Below are 19,210 nucleotides of genomic sequence, written 5' to 3'. Positions count from 1 at the left end.
TTGTAAATCAAACCAAAAGGAGCATTTTTTATATGAAAGCAACAGGAATTGTAAGAAGAATAGACGACCTCGGTCGTGTTGTTATACCCAAAGAAATCCGCAGAGTTCTCCGCATACGTGAGGGAGACCCGCTTTGTACCTTGTTGCTACATACCCTCAAACCCGCATTATTACTGGGGTTTCCGACTCTTTTTACAACGCCCGTATTAGGGTCACAAACGAGTTTTAAGACAGTTTTGGGGTGAATTAGAGTAATTATGTGTCTTAAAATGAAAAAGCAATTTAAAGGGCAAATTTTTACTCAAAAGAAAAAAGGGAAACAGAGCTGTATGTATAAATCATAAAATGATGTCGTTTGTATCATCACCTTCCAAAAGTTTTTCAAAAAAATTGTTCATATGCAATTTTTTATATACCGCCCTTGCTAAGCGGTATATTTTTTGACAAATAGATTGCTCTGATTTAAAATATATTCAAATTGTTATAGGTTCTTGCTCAACACTCGCAACAGAGTGAGAATAATATGACGAATGAAGACCAAAATGAGATTTGTAATTGAGAACCCTCCTTTTGGAACTCCTTGGGGTGGTAAAGACGCCGGTGAGGGTGTTGAACTTGCAGTTCTTGAAGAGGCAAAGAAAGGGTTTGATGGAAGATTTGGTGCTGGAACTCCTGGTTCTGGTGATATGCAGTTGTTGTTTATGCAGTCAGCAATAGACAAAATGGATGATGAACTTGGCAGAGCGGCAATTATTGAAAATGGTAGCCCTTTATTTACGGGTGGAACATCTTCCGGTGAAAGTCAGATTAGACGCTATATGCTTGATAATGACCTTATAGAGGCGATTATTGCCTTGCCAACTGACCTTTTCTATAACACTCCTATCGCTACTTATATCTGGGTTCTTTCAAAAAATAAGAGACCGGAGAGAAAAGGAAAAATTCAACTTATTGATGCATCATCTTTTTGCCATAAAATAAAAGCATTGGGTAATAAGAAGAATGAAATTTCACCAAAAGACCGCAGCATAATTACAAAATTATATGCAGACTTTGAAGAAAATGAGTATTGTAAGATTTACAACAATGAAGAATTTATTTACAGAGAATACTCCGTTATGCAACCATTACAGCGCAGTTATCAGATTTCAAAGGAACGAATTGATAAAATGCTTTCAAGCGGTGCATTAGATTCTCTATATAATGAGGTTGCTTTTGATGATTTGGAACTTATGGAAGAAAGAACCGGCAAAGACCAAGCAAAATATGATAAGTTCCTTATAGGAAAACCAGTATATGATGCTATATTAGAAGACCTTACCAATGCAATCTCAGATGAACTTTATATGTCTCCAACTGAATTTATGCCCATACTGACAAAAGTTCTTGCAAGTTCTACTACTGATAAAAAATTGATTGAGAAAATTGCAGTTGGACTTTCTAAAATGGACAAAAAAGCAGAAATTCAGCGTGATAAGAAGGGTGAAATTATCTATGATAAAGACACCAAAGATGTCGAACTTGTAAAGTATGAAGAGACCATTGAAGATTATATGGAAAGAGAGGTTCTTCCATATGTTCCCGATGCAAAAGCATTCTGGGAAGAAAACTTAGGTGCAAAGAACCCAGTAGTAAGAACCGGAGCAGAAATTCCATTTACAAGATGTTTCTATAAGTATGCAACCCCTACTCCAAGTGATGAACTTGAAGAGAAATTTATCTCATTAGATAAATCTATTAATGAGAGAATTGCTAAGCTCTTTAAATAAGGGGGGTACAGATTATGAAAGATACTGGAATTAAATGGCTTGGAAAAATTCCCAACAACTGGGAAATTAAAAAAATTAAGTATGTTCTTCAAGACAGAATAGAAAAGAATAACCCCATAAAATCACGAGAAATACTTTCTTTAACAGCAAAACAAGGGGTTATTCCATACAGTGAAAAAGAGGGTGGCGGCAACAAACCAAAAGAAGATTTATCAGCATATCGACTTGCATACCCAGGTGATATTGTTATGAACAGTATGAATATACTTTCCGGTTCTGTTGGTTTGTCAAAGTATTTTGGTTGTGTTAGTCCCGTATATTATATGCTACGTCCTTTTAAAGCAGAAGATGATGTAAGATTTTTTAATTATATTTTTCAATCTACTGTATTTCAGCGCAGTTTATTGGGGTTAGGTAATGGTATTTTGATGAAAGAATCTGACAATGGTACTCTCAATACTATACGAATGAGAATTCCGATGGAAAAGTTCGGAAATCTATATATTCCTATCACTAACTCTACTGAACAAAAAAAGATAGCAGATTTTCTTGATGAAAAATGTGCAGAAATTGATGGACTGATTGCAGACCTCAATGAAGAAATTTCAACATTGGAAGAATATAAAAGTTCTACTATTACCGAGGTTGTATGCAGAGGTCTTGACCCAGATGCTGAAATGAAAGATAGTGGTGTCGAATGCATAGGTGAAATTCCAAGTAATTGGAATGTATCAAGGTTTAAGTATGTCGTTTCTTCTTTGGCAAAAGGAAATGGCATAACCAAAGATGATGTTATAGAAAATGGAGATACCCAGTGTGTAAGATACGGAGAAATCTATTCAAAATATGATAATAATTTTTCTTCTTGTGTTTCATCAACTAACGCAAATAAAGTACCTACAAAAAAATTCTTTTCATATGGTGATTTACTCTTTGCTGGAACGGGAGAACTGGTAGAAGAAATTGGTAAAAACATTGTTTATTTGGGTGATGATGAATGTTTGGCGGGTGGAGATATTATTATTGCTAAACATAACCAAAATCCATCGTTTCTTAATTATGCTCTTAATAGTAAATATGCTCAGTATCAAAAGAGTCGTGGAAGAGCAAAACTTAAAGTTGTGCATATTTCATCATATGATATTGGTAATATTGTGATTGCCTTACCCGACTTAGCAGCACAAAAGAAGATAGCAGATTTTCTTGATGAAAAATGTACTGAAATCAACGCTGTTATTTGTGAAAAACAGGAGCAGATTTCTACACTGGAACAATATAAGAAATCTGTAATCTATGAATATACAACCGGTAAAAAGGAGGTCGTGTAATTGAATAATATTTTGTCTGAAAAAGAGTATCAGCATTTTATTATGGACAGATTGCAAGAGAACGGATACATAGTAAGAAATGCCTTGTCATATGACCGTTTATTTGCAATGGACAGAGAAATGCTGTTCAAGTTCCTAGATGATACTCAACCAAAAACAATGGAATATTTGCGTGGTATATATAAAAACGATCTTGAAGAAACTGTCATAAATTTCATTAACACTCATATCACCAAGGCAAGAGGCAGTCTTTTAGATGCATTGAAACACGGCATTGAAATCTCAAATAAGCATGATTATCAAGTTTTGCTGGTTGCTAATAAGTATCAGACTGGGTTTGACCAACCTAAACTCTGTGCTATGTATATTATGAAAAAATTAAGTGGTGTATCAGCAGTTCAGACATTATCAAGACTTAACCGTATATGCCCACCATATGACAAGAAGACCTTTATTTTGGACTTTGTAAATGACTATGAAGATATTAAGTCAGCATTTGCTCCGTACTACACTACTACTCTTCTTGCAAATACCATTACTCCAACCGCTATTTATGATTTGGAGGCAAAAATTGATGCTTATGCAGTAATTGACCCTATGGACATTGATAATTGTAATACGCTGCTTTACAAGGAAAAGGTAGATGGCAAGGACAAACAGAAAATGACTTTCTATTTTAAGAAAGCAAAATCACTTATTGAGCATTACACTCCGGAACAGCAAAATGAACTGGTGGGAAATATGCGCAGTTTTGTAAGATTTTATGAGTTCTTATTGCAAGTTTCTTGTTTTGAAGATGTGGAATTACACAAAAAGTATAATTTCATAAACTGTTTGCTCTCTTACATCAACATAAACCATCCAGGCGGTGGTTATAATCTTGACGGAAAGATTAAGGCAACAAACTTTGTTCAGAAGAAAGGTGAAGAACACAAGCAGTCAAATCTGGTATCTGACCCGATTGTGAAACTCCCAACAGCAGACGCCTTTGGTTTAACCAAGGAAAAGGAAGAACTGTTGTCTCAGATTATTGCTGAAATCAATTCCAGAACGGGTAAATCTTATGATAATGATGTAGCGGTTAAAGCAATGCTCCAGATTAAAGATATACTTATGAAATCTGAAAAATTAAAAATTAGTGCTAAAAACAATACAGAACAAGATTTCTCCTTCTCATACTTTGACGACATAGATGATGCTTTAATGGAAGGTAGAGACCAGAATAAAGATTTCTTTGATTTGCTCCTTAAAAATGATGAAATCAAGCATCAAGTTCTGGGTATATTTACAAGTGAAATCTACAAAAGTTTGAGGGAAGAAAAATAATTAAAAATTTTTTCAAAAAAGGGGCTGACAAACCCGAAAATACGCGGTATAATAAATTTGTCAGTTGGTACTGACAACCTTTCTTTCTTTTGTGTTTGGTGTCATTAGTAGACACTCCTTTCTTTCGTAAGTATAATAGATGAAGACTTATAAGAGGTGTTTCTTTGACAAGAATACCTGGCTTATAAGCATATCGGAGAGTGAAAGCTCTCCGAGTACATAAAAATATAAGAGACCTTATCAAGTGCGATAAGGTCTCTCGTTTTTTAATCTCTAAATTCAAATAATTTTTTCAATGGAATATTAAGTGCATCAGCAATGTCAATCAGCGTATCTAACGTGCAAGAACAAGCAGCGGTTTCTATACGTTGCATGTGGTTTTTACTGATATTAGATTTCTCCGCCAGTTGCATCTGGGTCATTCCTTGTTCTTTTCTGTAATGAAGAATATTGAGACCGATGCCCAACCAAACATCATAATTCTTGTTTTTCATACGCTCACCTCTAATACATATATTATATTCTTTATTAATATTTTTATCGACCAACAAACTTGTTTATAAAACAACAGAATTGATTGACTAAAATACAAAAAAGTGGTATAATACAAGCATATAAATGGTATTTACAGTTAAATTGTTTGTTTTGAAACATAATAAATAATGCTTATTTTGAGGTGATAATACTAATGCGATATAATTGGTTGTTTGAATTGCCAGATATTATTCGTTATTGGGGTCTCCCTCGTGGTTGTTGGCATTGTGAGATTCTTGGTATTTGTCGGAGACCCAAAGAAGAAGGTTGGAAATGCTATCGTGGATGCATGATTTTGAATTGGGAAAATGAAAGGAAATTTGATGGTCTTCCTCGTGGTTGTTGGAACTGCAAATATCTAAAAGAGTGTCGAAGACCCAAGGAAGAAGGTTGGAAATGCTATAACGGTTGTAGGGTTATCAAAGATAAAAATAATAAATAAATTTAGCACCTTAATTTGAAGGTGCTATTTTTTATTTCATAAGCCTGCCGCAAAAACTGGTTTAGATTCCAGATGTTAATATTTTCACCACCAACGCCATCAATTTGTTTGCATTTACCATAAAAAAGACAACCCTATGCATCATATAGAGTTGCCTCGTTAAAGTGGTATTATCATATAGTTCTACATTCCATTTTTACACGACTGTACAAATATGTCTAATATTTTTTCAGCATATAATTGTTGTTCTTCATTAAGTTCTGAAAGCATTCTGCTTATGGAACTGTGCTGAGTGTTCTTTTCAACCCCAAACAAGATATAATCCGTAGAAACCTCTAATGCTCTACATAGTGAAATTAAAGTCGGTACAGAAATACCTGTTTCACCTCTTTCGAGTTGACTGAAATTTTTGGAACTCATATCAATTATTTCAGATATTTGGGCTTGTGTATATCTTTTAATTTTTCTTGCTTGTTTTATTCTTTCTCCCATTAATTTATAATCTAATGGCAAATTCTTCGTCATTTTTACCACATCCTTAAATTCTATATGACACTTATAGTTTAATCCCTATCGCAGAGAATTAAAACAAGTTATGATACAGATTTGTCTGTGTAGAACATTGACTTTTGAGAAAAAAAGTGCTATAATGAACATAATTCAAAATTCAAAAATGACTTTTATTAATAAAATATTTGTTTAATTTAACTAAAACGGCATACAAAATTCGAGGAAAAATAACAAAGTTCTGTACAATATTTACAAACTTTTACTTTTCTCCCATATTTTGACAAATTTCGTAAGTTCAATCTGCTATAATGTCAAATACAGAAGGGAGCGATGATTATGTTTAAAAAAAATCAAGAAAAGGCAGTCGCAAAAAAAATTGAAAAAGTTTTGGGAATGGTTGCACAGGAGCATGGTGTCAGTGTTGCAGAGGTAAAGAAAGAAATTTCGGATGCAATTGCAATTGGTATGTCAAGCAACGACCCCAATGTTCAAAAACAATGGGAAAATATGCCAAGTAAATCTGGTGTTCCTACACCGGAGGAGGTTATCACTTGGGCAATTACAAAAATAGGCACAAAGGTATCTTGTTGATTGATTAATTCAATCTTCCCCACCGATTATAATGAATTTTGTAATCGGTGGGAGCTTTTTACTTTTGTGTCTATTGTTTTATAAAAGTATTTTGATGTTTTTTGTATATAACGTAGAAAATTCAGTATTTTTCGTTATTTTTTGTTATTTCATTGAATGTTTTAGCAGTATATGGTATAATAAAACGGAAAGTGTGGTGAAATTAATGCCAGGTATAAAATTTGTTGCATTAGGTGGCGGACAGCATATTGGAGCAAGTTGCTATTTTCTTCAAGTCAATGGTAAAAATATTCTTTTTGATTGTGGCAAGGGCAATGATGAATATGGTTTCTATAACCCTAATTTTGATACAATTTTATGTGATGGTCAGTTTGGTGTAGATAACTTATCTCAAATTGATAGTGTGTTTATTTCTCATGCACATTTTGACCATATCGGATACCTGGTCAATTTAATTAAAAAAAGCAGAAACCCGCATGTGTATTCAACAAATCTAACCAAAAAGATTTGTTCGCATCTGATTAGTGAAGAAAATCACTGGGAAATCTCTAAATTGTCTCTTGATAAGAAATTAGAGTATGACAGAGATATTCAAAAGGTTTTAGAGCATACCGAGGCTGTAAATTACAACCATAGATATAAGGTTGAGGATGATATATATTTTACATTTTACCCCGCTGGACACATTCCTGGTGCCGCTATGATATATTTAGAAATATATGGTACAAAAGTATTATATACGGGTGATTTTTCAATGGTAAGCACCCCTTTGGCTTACTCTTGTGAATTGCCTAAAAACATATCACCAGATGTTATCATTGTTTGCGGTACTCATGCAAAACATCCAAATTACAACCCATCTGTCGATATGGAAAAAAATATCATATCTTTGTGCAGAAAATATACCTCTAAAAACCTTTATTGCAAGGTAAAACAATTAACCAAAGGTATAGAGCTTGTACAAGTTTTACGAAGTGCTATGGACAAGAAATTTCTTCCTAAGAGAAAGATTTATGTTGACCCTAATATATGGGAATTGGCTGATAAACTTGAAGAAAGCGGCATTAGAATTTTTGATGGTAATTGCAGTTGCTTTAAAAAATTCAAGGGTTTTTGGAATATGCCCGATGGAATTTACATTGGTAATGATTATTACAGCAGAGGCTTTGACTATGTTGAAAATGTTGATTTCACATTGCATGCAACATATGAGAATATTACTGATTTGATTTCTATGTATTCTCCCAGAACTGTATTTGTAGTACATTCCGCAGATGATAGAGAAAACAAGTATGAAACCAAACTTTCAAATGATTTTCCGGACATAAACATTATATATGCAGAGGACGATGAAATATTTGATTTAACGAAAGAAGGATTTATTTATGAAAACAAAGCGATTAGATGATTTAATCAAAGAAATAGAAAGAACTTTAATACCTATTTCTAATAAGCAAAGACGTTGCTTTTATGAAGAAAACAGAATATTAACTATTGTCGGAGAAGACTTGGATGCTGAACCAAGACAATATGCTAAGACGTATGATGAAAGATATGGTGAAACAATAAAGGGTGAAATAATGACCGGCAACTATGTTATAGGAGTATTGCGTGCTTGCATATTGGCACACATAAATGAGAGAAAACATTTATATACCCGTGCTTTATTTTATGCTCAAATTATTGTTGATGTTTTAAATGGAAATGGCGGAGAGATTAACCGTTTAGCCGATATGGAAACAGAGGTCGATGATAGAGAGTTAAAGAAATTTAAAAGATTGACCTTGTTATATGTTGCAAATATCAGTCCGGTAATTAAAAACAGTGATGTTTATAAGCCATTGCTTAAATTGAATAAAGATTTTGCGGCAGAGTGTTTTGATGCAATGGTTGAAATTATAGTTGATTTTTGTTCAGATGACCAGGATGATATAGATGAGTATAAGCAACAAATTTTAACATATGAACGTAAGTTAAAAAATGCAAATAGAACCATTGAACTGTTGGAAGAAGATTTTGAGCAAGACTTAGAACAGAGCGTTGCAGAAGAAAGAAAAATGCTTATGTCTATGCTTAATTCACAAAAGTATGGCTACTTAATTGATGCTTTATCTCAGTCTCAAAAAATGTTTAGAGAAATGAGGAAAAATAAAGTTGAAATACCGAGTGAATTTAAGCAGGTTCAAAACATTACTAAAAACATGATGAAATTCATAGCAGACTGTGAGATAACTCCAATTATGGAAATCGGTGATATTATTGAAATAAACTGTTTTGATACAGAAAAATATGCTTATGAGGGAAGCAGTTTCAAAGACGACACTGAAACAAAAAAGGTTGAGGTTATTTCATCTGGCTGGGAAATAAAATCAAAAGATATAATTATTTCAAACCCAAGAGTTGTAGAGTGTGAGGAGGAATAAAAATGAGTAAATGGTATGTTGGCATCGATCTTGGAACAACCAATTCAGCATTATCTACTTGCCGTGTTGATGATACAGGCGACCTTAATGCAACAGCAGTAAAATTAAAAAGAAAAGCACGTTCAACAAGTTCAAATAATGAACACGAAGAAGAAACCTTACCTTCGTGTGTTCAATATAAAAAAGATGTAGATGGTAATTATAATATAATAGTAGGTGATTATGCCAAAGAACAATTTTCAACAAGACCCGATACTGTGGCTAAATCAATAAAAACTCAAATGGGTAATCCCGCAATAGATTACCCCGAATGGGATGAAGGAATACCAGATAAAACACCAGAAGAGGTTTCCTCTCGTATATTAAAACATATGATGGAAGCTCTGAAAAGAAAAAAGAGAAGTATAGATGATGATGTAGATGTTGTTATCACAATTCCAGCAAGTTTTAGCCCTATTCAGCGTATGGCAACACTGAAAGCTGCGGAATTAGCAGGAATTAATGTAAAAAATGCAGATGGTTCATATAACGGAAGATTGCTTTTGTCAGAACCTGATGCTGTTATGTATCATTTGATTAATAGTTTAAATGAGAAAAAAACCGATATTGGTATTGACTTTGATGTTCCTAAAAATATATTAATTTTTGATATAGGTGGCGGAACTCTTGATGTGACAGTCCATCAAGTTGAAAGAGTTGAAAATTCAAAAATGATAAAAATGAAGCAGTTGTCTATAAACAAATATACTGCTATTGCAGGTGATGTTTTTGACAAAACGATTGCTAAGTTCCTTATTGACCAGTACGGTCCTGACACAGATAAAGACAGTCCTATTCTTCTTGGAAGAGCAATGACTTTGGCAGAAGAATTAAAAAAAGAAATTAATCAAGCGTACAAAGATGAAGATGGTGATATAGATTTAGACGAAGAATTTGAGGGAAATGAAGACCTTCGAGTTGGCAGATTTGAAAGAAGCGCAAGTGAATGTTCTTTGACCCGTGGAGAGTTTGAAGATTGCCTTTCAGAATTGATGGCTAATGACCTTGTGTATGAAGACTATAAACGGTTAGACGAGATAACCAACACCGACAACATTATTTACCCAATACTATACGCATTGAGTGAAGCAGAGAAAAAAGCTCATAAAGAAAATATTCCTTTTGATGGTATTGATGCTGTTGTTCTAAATGGTGGAATGTCAAAACTTTACCTCATAGAAGAAAGGCTTCAAAAGTTTTTTGGACAAGACCCAATAACAGAGGTGCATCCTGACTTATCAGTTGCGCAAGGAGCGGCTGTATATAATTATTATCTTCATCACGAAGAAAATGCAGAAGAACTTGTTGAAGAACTTGATTTAGGAATAGAAAAAGCATCTGCTGAAACAACAGTTCAAGAAGAGAAAAAGATAGCAAAAACTACTTTTGAACCTATGATACTTTCTACCTCTCTTCTCCCAAATGGTTTGTATATCGGCTATAAAAACGGAACATTTGAGCAAATTGCAGAAGATAATGCTGATTTACCATTAGTAAATGATACTATCACTGGAATAGTATTGGAGGGGCAAAGAGAAATATATGTTCCTATTTATGTAGAAGAACCATATAATCGCGGCGCCAAAGATAAAAATGGTAAAACATATAAAAAGCAAATAGCATCTGGTAAAATTAACATCAATCTTAATCTCAAAAAAGATTGCTATGTGACCCTTACTTGTTCCATTTCAAAAGACCAGATACTCTCGATAAATGCAATTATTACGAGTGATTACTATGGTTTAAACATTTTGGAAAAGTCTGAGGATGTTGAAATTATATTCGGTGAAATAGAAGGTACAGGTAAAGATGGTAAATTAACAGCACCTGTGGGAAAAGACCTAAATGTTAATAATGAAATATCTGCATTAATTACAGCATGTAATAACTTAAACAAGGCAAAAGAACGGAATAGCAAACTTTCAACTCATAAGAAAAAATATGAGGAAGAACTTAAAGTTAGGACAAAATCTATTAAAGGTGCAGGAAATAAGAGTGAATTTGCGGATGCAATTTTAAAAGCACTTTCATCTCCCTCTTGTACTGAGGTTCTTTATAATCTTTTGCCGATAGCACATTTTATGTGTTCCAGTTGGTCAGACAAAGACCAGGCATCATTATTGAATATTGCTTATGGAGTTTTAAATACAGCAAAAACTAAACTAAGTTTATATGGCGGAAAGATAACGGACACACAATATTCTAAAATAATTAACTTTGCTATTCAGATTGTTGGTAAAATCGGAGATGAAAAAGCCGCTGATAAGCTCAATACTTTTTTGCCATATTTTGAATTCAAGAGTTATGTTCTTACCGCATTTAGCACCCTTGGAATAGAGTATGAAACGGTGTATAAAGAATTCTTAGACTATCAGTATAGTGATATGTTTGCACGAGGTGTTCTGTGGGCTGTGGGCAACTGTTTTAAAAAGTCAAACACATATGGTTATAAAGTTAGTGATGAAAAAATGGTTGCAAAATTAATTTCTCTCATACAAAGCGGAGAACTTAAATTAAATGAACTGCGTTGTGCTGAAACATCAATGGCACTTATATGCGATAGACGACCTGGAACACTTAATCAAGTTTCAGATGCTCTCGCGGAGAAAGCACTTTCTGTCCTTGAAACCATTGATACTTATTATGAAAACGGTATTGTTGAAGAACAAGCACAAGCCAATATTATCGCCCAAAAAATGGTTAAGGGTGAAATGTTAGGTTGGGATGAAGAAACTGTTTTAAAGAACAATACCGACAGGCTATTTGATAAATCAATCGGAGGAGAGAATGATGAATAAATATAATGACATTTCTGTATGGGAAGACACTGATATGTCAGAAAATTTTGGTGAAGAATTGAAATCAACATCAATCTTCATTTACACATCTGAATGTATGCCGCTCCCTTGTTGTGTTTCATATGGTTGCGTTAATTGGTTTAACGATATTGTTCTCCTTGCTGGTTATGTTAAATATATGGTATTTAACAGAATATTTTCGCTTATAGCAGATTCGGAAGACGTCCTTAATGACGATATAGGTGATATAATTAACAAAGCTGTATCAGATAATATAATCTCCACAGAAGATGCTGAACATATGACTGAAATCTATACAATGATTGATAAGTGTTTTGACAGTTCTTCTGAGAATACATTTGAAATGTTGGAGAACAGTATTTCTGCATTTAACAAGCATTTAGCATCAATAAGAGGCTTTGATTTCTGTGTCAAGTTATTTAAAGGGCTTGATGAATTAAAACCTTTTGTATGTGATTATTTTGATAAAGATTCATATTATTCACCAAAGAATATTGATGAATTATTCAACAATTACACATCTGAAAACTTTGAAACAATGCTTGCAGAAATAATTTCGTAAGGAAGAAAGAAAATAAAGGACTTTAAGTCATCATCAACAATATAATAAATATCTCATAAATCACATACATAAGACAGTTAGTATTGTGAAAACAACCTGCATCAAAGCAGTTAATATAGATATTTATTATTTGAAGGGTGGTGGTTTAGAAAAAGTGTGGCATTTGTTGTAGCATATGACCTTCTTTCTTTATAATGTATTTGTCTTTTGTAAAATTTGATGTGGCTACACGCAACAAAGAAAAATAGAGCTCAAAGTCGAATGAGCTCTATTTTTTTGATTCATGCATACTGTGGAATCAGACCAAAAGAAATCATAATTTTTTGGTTTGCCTCTTCAAGCAAATCATCTGACAATTTTGCAATCTTATCACGTAATTGGTATCGATTGACTGTCAAGACTTGTTCAAAGAGTGCTACTGATTTTTTTGGTAGAATGTTTCCAAGTTCAAGATGAGTAGGCATACTTTTATGCTGTTTTCCAAAACTGGAGGTTATCGGAACAACCAAAAGAACCGGACTAACATTGCATGCAACTTTGTTTGCCATAACAACACAAGGTCTGACACCAGTTGCTCCTCCGTTCTGTACCGAACCGTTCCTTTCTTTTCCTAACTCAACATAAAAAATGTCTCCTTTTCTTATGTAAGTAGTAGTTTCTGTCATTAAAATCAACATCCTTTCATTAGTAAAATATTTTATGATGATGATTTTAAACAGATTTTTTTAATTACCTTTTTTGATATAAATATACGGATAACCCATTGAAAGAATTTTATATTCTTCCTTGATTTTCTTTGATGCTTTGATTTTTTGCAAGTCAAGTTGTTGCATTATAGCGGGCAATTGTCTGATGTATGTTTTTTCTTTAAAAAATACATCATTATCACTATAAAAACTTTTTACTGTATTTAATGAAAAATATCCGTCTCTTTCCAGAAGAATATTAATGGTTTGTAGTAAAAATTCATCTATACTTTTAACAGATTTCCCTTTGATTTGTGGAAACACTCTGTCAGCGGTTTCTTTATCAAATGCGTTTGCTACTGTTTCATAAGAAAAATGGGTTTTTCTGAGACCTTTTTCCTTTACTTGTTTGGCAACCCCCTCACACTCAGTCAAAACATTATATGTATAACTCGGAATTGAAAAAACAGTAATATAATTGTCTTTATTGTGTTTATGTTGAAATCTTTTTACGTAGCTCTCAAATTCTTTTGGAACATCAGTATCAGTATCTAAATCTACTTTTTCAATTAATTTCAACAGACACAGAAACCCTATATCGGAGGTCGTGTTTTTTTTATCACGCCTACCCATTTTTTCTGTTATGTGCTGAATTGAAGATGTAAAAAGAAATTTTCCCTCTGTATGAGAATATTCAAGAGAATCTTTTGCAATATCATGCAACTTTTCAAGGGTTGGTTTATAGCGGTAAATAGCGCTATATAAGTCTGTGTGAGAATATTTTATATCATCTGATATTGTATGCTTGTTGTCTTCTAAAAGACTTTCAAGACGTCTGTCAATTTCATATCTTATATTTAAGTTTTTACAGATGAAAGTTATGGCATCGCTCCTTGAACAATCTTTAAGTTTAGAAACTACTTGTATGATGTTCCCTTTGAACCCGCAACTACTGGCATTGCAACAGTACAATTCAACACCGCTATCAACCTTAAATATGCTGGCGCTTGGGTGCTTGTCTGGATGAATAATGCAACAGAAAGAACGCTGATTATTGCCAACAAGTTTATGAAATTCTTGAAGATAGTCAAACATTGAGATTTCCTTTGTCAAATAGTCAAATAGTTGCTTGTAATTGGTGAAAACTTGTGGTGATATTGGTTTTCTTTTTGGTGCTGTTGTATTTGCATGATGAGATTTGGTGTGTTTTTCAGATGTTGTTTCAGATGTTGTTTGAGCTCCAGATTCAGAAATATTAAACAATTTGCAGTATGATGCGATATAAGTGTAAACATCATTTTCTTTCAGAACTCTACAAGGGTATTCTGGGTACTTAGGGTTTTTTCTCCAAACAGAACCAGGTAGTCTTAGTTGTTTCGCAGCATTTTTTACGTTTTTATCGCCATCAAACCATTTTACCAATGCATCCTCAATACTTTGCCAAAGTTCAAGAGATATCTCTTCTTGAATTTTCCAATATAAATGGAGACCGTTTCTCGTCTCAACTACAAATGAGGGCGGTATGGCAAAGGAATTAATTTCCTTCCATTTCTCCGATTTGTATTTTTTTACTGCTTTCACAGGTAGAAACTCATCTTTGGAAATCTTTCCCGCATCCAAATCAACAAAGAATGCTTTAAACTCTTTTATTTCTGCTATTGTTGTTCCACCAACATTAGGCAAAAAGAAAATTTCATGTTCATTAATATATTTTGGTACATCTTTTAGACTAATTACTATATTATTATCAACAAAACAGATGGGGTCGGGATTCCCTAATTTTTTTAAAAATTCTCTATAATTCATTATCATCTCCTTTCAAAATTTAGTTAATTTACCCCCCTCATTACACATATATTTTTAAAATATCTCTTATGCGGGGGTGTTTTACCGACAACATACTTGCATTGTATTTGGATGATACCTCGATTGTGGTAATTCGTCAAGTTATCAAAAAGACCAACGGGGTAATATTGCTGAATCTATATCTATAATGCGTGGTGTATATTACCCAAATAAAAAAATCTTCTATAATAAGAGAAAAATATAAAAATAATTGAAATAAAATCACCGGAAGAGAAAAAAATAGAATAATTTTGTCTTAAAATCCAAATGCTGACAAAATCAGTAAAAACAGTATAATTTTTATAGAATTCCGATCTTTTTGATTTTTTCCTTGAAAATAAATAATGGCGGTACTGTAATAGTACCACCACCATTAAGATAGAAGATGTTCAATCTTTATAACGTTGCTTCATAGTCCTTGACCCTGCGGTAAAATGTATTCGGTTTTAAATTTAAAATTCTCATGCTCTGCCGAGCGGTTATAGATCCCGACTTCCATTGATTATAGATGTTGGGGAAATTTTCAACCTCAATAGGTTTTCTACCCTTGTACTTACCCTCGGCTTTTGCTATTTCTATGCCTTCTCTTTGACGCTCCAGAATGTTTTCACGCTCCAGTTCTGCCAATGCTCCAAAAACTGTAATCATAAACCGCCCTTGGGGTGTTGTAGTATCGATTTGTTCCTTTAAACTTATAAATTCAACGCCTTTTTCTGTTAGTTCTGAAACAATAGATAAAAGGTCGCGTGTATTTCTGGCAATTCTTGAAATGCTTTCACAGATTACGGTATCACCAGAACGTACAAAGGACATCATTTCTTTAAACGCGGTACGGTCTGTGTTTTTACCACTTGCTTTATCAATGAATACTCTTTCTGTATTTTGTTCTTCCATCATCTTTACCTGGCGTGCCTCGTTTTGTTCCAAGGTCGAACACCTGATATAACCAACTCTCATACATAACCTCCTTTGATTTTTGGTAATTTTATTATACCACAAAAATATAAGTGTGTCAATAGAATATAGTTCGATTTATGACATATTTCAAAAATCAAAAATAATTTATTTGAAACACTTTTAAGGGCTATTTCATAACGTCACTTAATCATACCCTAACGAAACACTGTATTCACAAGGGTTTCTGGCAGTTAATGAATAAAATTTTATTTCTTTTCAATCATATAGTATAAGCATCATTGGTTTTAACCTTATACAGAACCGGCACTCATAGCGATTTATTCAAATAAGAATTATAGCATCTGTGAATTCTGAAAAGATTTCATAGGTGCTATTTTTTTGCTTTAACATGATGAACCGGAGTAAAAAATGCTGACAAATCAGTAAGTATACGGTATAATAAATAAAAATGAAAGGAGAATGTGATGGGAGAAATTAAATTTGCTATAAAACAGATAAAAAAAGACCTATGGTTTATCGGAGACATACTCTTGTTTGCAGTGGGAATGTATTTTACGATACAGTCTGTAAACAATGCTGGGTTTTTCTATTATATGTATGTGAAACCAATAGTCGATTTTATAGATATGCAAATTATACCGTTATTTACGGCATAAAAAGATGGAGCATCCCAATAAGGGGTGCTCCATTAGTTTTCAGAGTATCTTATACAACTCCAAAAACAGTGAAATATCTATGAATAGAATCATAGTATTTTCTGCTGAGCTCTTCTGATGAAGAAGAAAAGTCATTTACAGTATTTTGCAATTCTTTTAAAATACTGAGAATGCCTAAAATCTCCGGAGATGATATTGCTCTGTCTAAGAAATATGTTGTTTTGATATTTCTGACTTTTTGTTCGTCGATTGAATATCTAGGAACAACATAAATTGAAACAAACAGACCATCAGCGTCTTCACCGTATTTTGTGAAGAACTCAAAATCATAAATGTCATTTTCTACATTGAGTGGAAAAACAACATCCAGACTGATTTTTGTTCTCATAAAAAACACACCTCGCTTTCTAATTATGATGATTCATAATTTAGAGAGTGAGGTGTGTTTCCCTTTTAGAACTCGTCCGGATTATTTTTAAAATCTTCTATCAATTGAGATAGGCGCTTATAAAGTCGACTTGTCTGTATTGTTGTCATACTTTCAATAAATGAAAAATCAAAGGCAACGGTTTTCATATAAGTTCTTTTCAGTTTCAAAAAGTTGTTCTTAAAAAGAGTAAATTCTACATCATTTTCTGGTATGTTAATCTTTTCAAAAAAATCAACCAATCCGAAAAATGCTGGTATTCCATTATTACGGAAATTCTCAAAATCATATTTCCATATAGCATTGTGCGGTGGGAACACCGGTGTATCAACCCATCCAACAGTAGTATAAAATGTAGTTATTGTACGTTCATATAGTTGAATTAATGTTTTTTCAAAGACCAAATACTCTTCTGAGTGGCAAAGCAGGTAATTGGCATTGCGCAAAAGCATAAATAAATCTATGAGACGAATTCTACCCTTGTCATATAACGCCACTCTTAAATCAAAGTCCTTACAACCTTGGGGCAATCTTTTAACATCTGTTCCGTGTTGCTTTATATATTCATCTGTATTGATAAGGTCATAGTTGATGAAAATTAAAGGAAAGTCGTGTTCATTTTTACTTTTCTCAGCATAAATATTATTTTTTGTTATGCTGATAGATTCTTTTTTCAATGGTTTCTTAGTTTCTTCATCAATGAAAAATTTTGGTTTGTATCTGTTAGGAAGATACAAGTTTTTTCCAAGCTCTGTAAATAATTTTTTAGGATCGCTTGTAGACAACTTTTTATTAATCAGTCCTCTTATGTCATGTTCTCCATCAAGCAATATAAGGTCATATTCAAAAAGGAGCACCAGCATCCATAATTCATTTTTTATGTCCATTTTCAGTTTTCCGGTAATAGGGTCAGTAATCGTACACATAAAATCTTCTACTCTATAACGGGCATAGTCTGAAAACTTGATTGTATTATCTACGTCAAGATGAAAATAACCCGCATCTGAACAATTGATTTTTTGGAAATTTTCATCCTTACGACTGTTTTCACAATTATAACCAAATGCAATTATTTCAGCAAGTTCATTTGCAAGAACTTGCTTTCTTTTTCCGGTCTTCAAATCTGAGAACCAAGACGGTTGATGTCCAAAGTGTGCTGATATTTCTTCTCCTTTGATACCGCAGCAGTTTTGTAAATAACCTATAAATAATTTCAGTATAGGTGTATATGGAAGGGTACGTGGTTTTGTTTTACCCACCAGTTTGTCTATGTTTGCCTCTGTAATAGGGGTTCTTTCTTTATTGTTTTCCTCTGTACTCATACAATCATCTCCGTTCTTTTTATTTTTCTAATATTATACCATATTTTGCCTTGTTTTTCAATAAAAATAGTGAATTTCAAGAATAAAAAGTGATTTTCTCCGAATTTTTTTCATTAAATACCAAAAAAATTCGGAGTTTTTTCTATATATTCCCATATTCACAAATTTAAAACAACCAATCTCAGAATTTGCTCTTAAATGACTAGCGGCAAGTTTTTTCAGAATATGGCAATATAAAAGTATGGCAAGAAAACTTGTAAGACGTTTGAGATGTTGCAAGATTTTTTACTGTCCAAGTACAGAATAATAAAAAATTCTGTGTATGAACATAAATTGTATGTTTTGGCATTTAAAAACTTAAAAACTCAGAATATGTGAAGAACCTACTCGTATAGGAAAAAATCAGAATATGAGATAATGTAGGTAGAGCAAAAAAGGTACAAGATGTTTAAGTGATTGAAGATTTTTTACCTCAAAGCATCAATTTATGAAAAATTCGGTGTCTAAGCAGAAATTGTTGATTTTGGCATTTTAAAACTTGAAATCTCCGAACCTTCAAAGAACTGACCCGTGTAGAAAAAGTCAAAAGTATGAGAGAATATTGGTAGAGCAAAAAATCATACGTTGTTGAAGATTTTTTCACCTCAAAAGAGGTCAGAATACAGAAATTCGGCATTTGAGTAAAGATTGTTGGTTTTAATATTTTAAAACTTGAAATCACCGAATTTGCAAAGAACCGACTCGTGTAGAAAAAATGCAAAATATGAGACAATATAGGTACAGCAAAAAACAGTACCAGATGTTGAAGATGTTGCAAGATTTTCTAACTGTTTAAATGGTTCATAATGAAAAATTCGGTGTTTGAACAAAAATTGTTGGTTTTAACATTTTAAAACTTGAAATCACCGAATTTGCAAAGAACCGACTCGTGTAGAAAAAATGCAAAATATGAGACAATATAGGTACAGCAAAAAACAGTACCAGATGTTGAAGATGTTGCAAGATTTTCTAAC

15 protein-coding genes and 2 pseudogenes are annotated in these 19,210 nt (G+C 33.0%); 10 read left to right on the top strand and 7 right to left on the bottom strand.

What is annotated here, in order from left to right; all coding sequences use genetic code 11:
- Nucleotides 1-32 precede the first annotated feature (32 nt).
- From E7419_06840 to E7419_06825, 4 genes and pseudogenes are all read left to right on the top strand, one after another.
- A pseudogene (locus E7419_06840) lies at nt 33-134 on the top strand (AbrB/MazE/SpoVT family DNA-binding domain-containing protein).
- A 396-nt stretch (nt 135-530) separates the two neighbouring features.
- The gene (locus E7419_06835) at nt 531-1,769 is read left to right on the top strand and encodes a hypothetical protein (protein MBE7014902.1); all 1,239 of its coding nucleotides are present in this window, start codon (nt 531-533) and stop codon (nt 1,767-1,769) included.
- Between the two features lie 14 nt (nt 1,770-1,783).
- Entirely contained in the window at nt 1,784-3,097 is a 1,314-nt protein-coding gene (locus E7419_06830; GenBank protein ID MBE7014901.1) for a restriction endonuclease subunit S, read from the top strand.
- Nucleotides 3,098-3,391: 294 nt separating this feature from the next.
- A pseudogene (locus tag E7419_06825) lies at nt 3,392-4,423 on the top strand (type I restriction endonuclease subunit R).
- Between the two features lie 266 nt (nt 4,424-4,689).
- Here E7419_06825 and E7419_06820 read toward each other — a convergent pair.
- The gene (locus E7419_06820) at nt 4,690-4,917 is read right to left on the bottom strand and encodes a helix-turn-helix transcriptional regulator (GenBank protein ID MBE7014900.1); all 228 of its coding nucleotides are present in this window, start codon (nt 4,915-4,917) and stop codon (nt 4,690-4,692) included.
- A gap of 665 nt (nt 4,918-5,582) precedes the next feature.
- Nucleotides 5,583-5,924, bottom strand: a complete 342-nt coding sequence (locus tag E7419_06815) for a helix-turn-helix transcriptional regulator (GenBank protein ID MBE7014899.1) — start codon at nt 5,922-5,924, stop codon at nt 5,583-5,585.
- A gap of 315 nt (nt 5,925-6,239) precedes the next feature.
- Here E7419_06815 and E7419_06810 point away from each other — a divergent pair, with 315 nt between their 5' ends.
- The 5 genes from E7419_06810 to E7419_06790 are packed head-to-tail and all read left to right on the top strand — an operon-like array spanning nt 6,240 to nt 12,343.
- On the top strand, nt 6,240-6,500 hold the full coding sequence (locus E7419_06810; GenBank protein ID MBE7014898.1) for a hypothetical protein: 261 nt from the start codon (nt 6,240-6,242) through the stop codon (nt 6,498-6,500).
- A gap of 31 nt (nt 6,501-6,531) precedes the next feature.
- Nucleotides 6,532-7,908 (top strand): MBL fold metallo-hydrolase, encoded by a 1,377-nt coding sequence (locus E7419_06805; GenBank protein MBE7014897.1) that lies wholly within the window; start codon nt 6,532-6,534, stop codon nt 7,906-7,908.
- A complete protein-coding gene (locus E7419_06800; protein MBE7014896.1) occupies nt 7,886-8,923 on the top strand; it encodes a hypothetical protein in 1,038 nt (345 codons plus the stop codon). Before E7419_06805 ends, E7419_06800 begins: the two co-directional genes overlap by 23 nt.
- Before the next feature lie 2 nt (nt 8,924-8,925).
- Nucleotides 8,926-11,760: an Hsp70 family protein gene (locus E7419_06795; GenBank protein MBE7014895.1), complete on the top strand. Its 2,835-nt coding sequence runs from the start codon at nt 8,926-8,928 to the stop codon at nt 11,758-11,760.
- Nucleotides 11,750-12,343, top strand: coding sequence for a hypothetical protein (locus tag E7419_06790; protein ID MBE7014894.1), 594 nt, complete (start codon nt 11,750-11,752; stop codon nt 12,341-12,343). Before E7419_06795 ends, E7419_06790 begins: the two co-directional genes overlap by 11 nt.
- Before the next feature lie 281 nt (nt 12,344-12,624).
- Here the strand turns inward: E7419_06790 and E7419_06785 are convergent, their stop codons facing one another.
- From E7419_06785 to E7419_06775, 3 genes are all read right to left on the bottom strand, one after another.
- On the bottom strand, nt 12,625-13,020 hold the full coding sequence (locus tag E7419_06785; GenBank protein MBE7014893.1) for a type II toxin-antitoxin system PemK/MazF family toxin: 396 nt from the start codon (nt 13,018-13,020) through the stop codon (nt 12,625-12,627).
- Nucleotides 13,021-13,068: 48 nt separating this feature from the next.
- Nucleotides 13,069-14,835, bottom strand: coding sequence for a hypothetical protein (locus E7419_06780; protein MBE7014892.1), 1,767 nt, complete (start codon nt 14,833-14,835; stop codon nt 13,069-13,071).
- 435 nt (nt 14,836-15,270) lie between these two features.
- The gene (locus E7419_06775) at nt 15,271-15,831 is read right to left on the bottom strand and encodes a recombinase family protein (GenBank protein ID MBE7014891.1); all 561 of its coding nucleotides are present in this window, start codon (nt 15,829-15,831) and stop codon (nt 15,271-15,273) included.
- 425 nt (nt 15,832-16,256) lie between these two features.
- On the opposite strand from E7419_06775, the gene E7419_06770 reads away from it, so the two are divergent.
- Nucleotides 16,257-16,448, top strand: a complete 192-nt coding sequence (locus E7419_06770; GenBank protein MBE7014890.1) for a hypothetical protein — start codon at nt 16,257-16,259, stop codon at nt 16,446-16,448.
- A gap of 49 nt (nt 16,449-16,497) precedes the next feature.
- Here the strand turns inward: E7419_06770 and E7419_06765 are convergent, their stop codons facing one another.
- Together E7419_06765 and E7419_06760 are read right to left on the bottom strand one after the other, a co-directional pair.
- The gene (locus E7419_06765) at nt 16,498-16,836 is read right to left on the bottom strand and encodes a hypothetical protein (GenBank protein MBE7014889.1); all 339 of its coding nucleotides are present in this window, start codon (nt 16,834-16,836) and stop codon (nt 16,498-16,500) included.
- 65 nt (nt 16,837-16,901) lie between these two features.
- A complete protein-coding gene (locus E7419_06760; protein MBE7014888.1) occupies nt 16,902-18,197 on the bottom strand; it encodes a hypothetical protein in 1,296 nt (431 codons plus the stop codon).
- Nucleotides 18,198-19,210 lie beyond the last annotated feature (1,013 nt).

The organism is Oscillospiraceae bacterium (assembly GCA_015068525.1).
Classification (GTDB): domain Bacteria; phylum Bacillota; class Clostridia; order UMGS1840; family HGM11507; genus SIG450.
The sequence above is the reverse complement of the archived record's forward strand: the minus strand, read 5'-3'. Positions and strand labels throughout refer to the sequence as shown.

Coding starts and splice junctions, on each gene's coding strand:
- E7419_06770 (MBE7014890.1), top strand. CDS start 16,257: ATGGGAGAAATTAAATTTGCTATAAAACAGATAAAAAAAGACCTATGG.
- E7419_06775 (MBE7014891.1), bottom strand. CDS start 15,831: ATGAGAGTTGGTTATATCAGGTGTTCGACCTTGGAACAAAACGAGGCA.
- E7419_06800 (MBE7014896.1), top strand. CDS start 7,886: ATGAAAACAAAGCGATTAGATGATTTAATCAAAGAAATAGAAAGAACT.
- E7419_06760 (MBE7014888.1), bottom strand. CDS start 18,197: ATGAGTACAGAGGAAAACAATAAAGAAAGAACCCCTATTACAGAGGCA.
- E7419_06785 (MBE7014893.1), bottom strand. CDS start 13,020: ATGTTGATTTTAATGACAGAAACTACTACTTACATAAGAAAAGGAGAC.
- E7419_06830 (MBE7014901.1), top strand. CDS start 1,784: ATGAAAGATACTGGAATTAAATGGCTTGGAAAAATTCCCAACAACTGG.
- E7419_06810 (MBE7014898.1), top strand. CDS start 6,240: ATGATTATGTTTAAAAAAAATCAAGAAAAGGCAGTCGCAAAAAAAATT.
- E7419_06790 (MBE7014894.1), top strand. CDS start 11,750: ATGATGAATAAATATAATGACATTTCTGTATGGGAAGACACTGATATG.
- E7419_06765 (MBE7014889.1), bottom strand. CDS start 16,836: ATGAGAACAAAAATCAGTCTGGATGTTGTTTTTCCACTCAATGTAGAA.
- E7419_06795 (MBE7014895.1), top strand. CDS start 8,926: ATGAGTAAATGGTATGTTGGCATCGATCTTGGAACAACCAATTCAGCA.
- E7419_06820 (MBE7014900.1), bottom strand. CDS start 4,917: ATGAAAAACAAGAATTATGATGTTTGGTTGGGCATCGGTCTCAATATT.
- E7419_06805 (MBE7014897.1), top strand. CDS start 6,532: ATGAATTTTGTAATCGGTGGGAGCTTTTTACTTTTGTGTCTATTGTTT.
- E7419_06780 (MBE7014892.1), bottom strand. CDS start 14,835: ATGAATTATAGAGAATTTTTAAAAAAATTAGGGAATCCCGACCCCATC.
- E7419_06835 (MBE7014902.1), top strand. CDS start 531: ATGAAGACCAAAATGAGATTTGTAATTGAGAACCCTCCTTTTGGAACT.
- E7419_06815 (MBE7014899.1), bottom strand. CDS start 5,924: ATGACGAAGAATTTGCCATTAGATTATAAATTAATGGGAGAAAGAATA.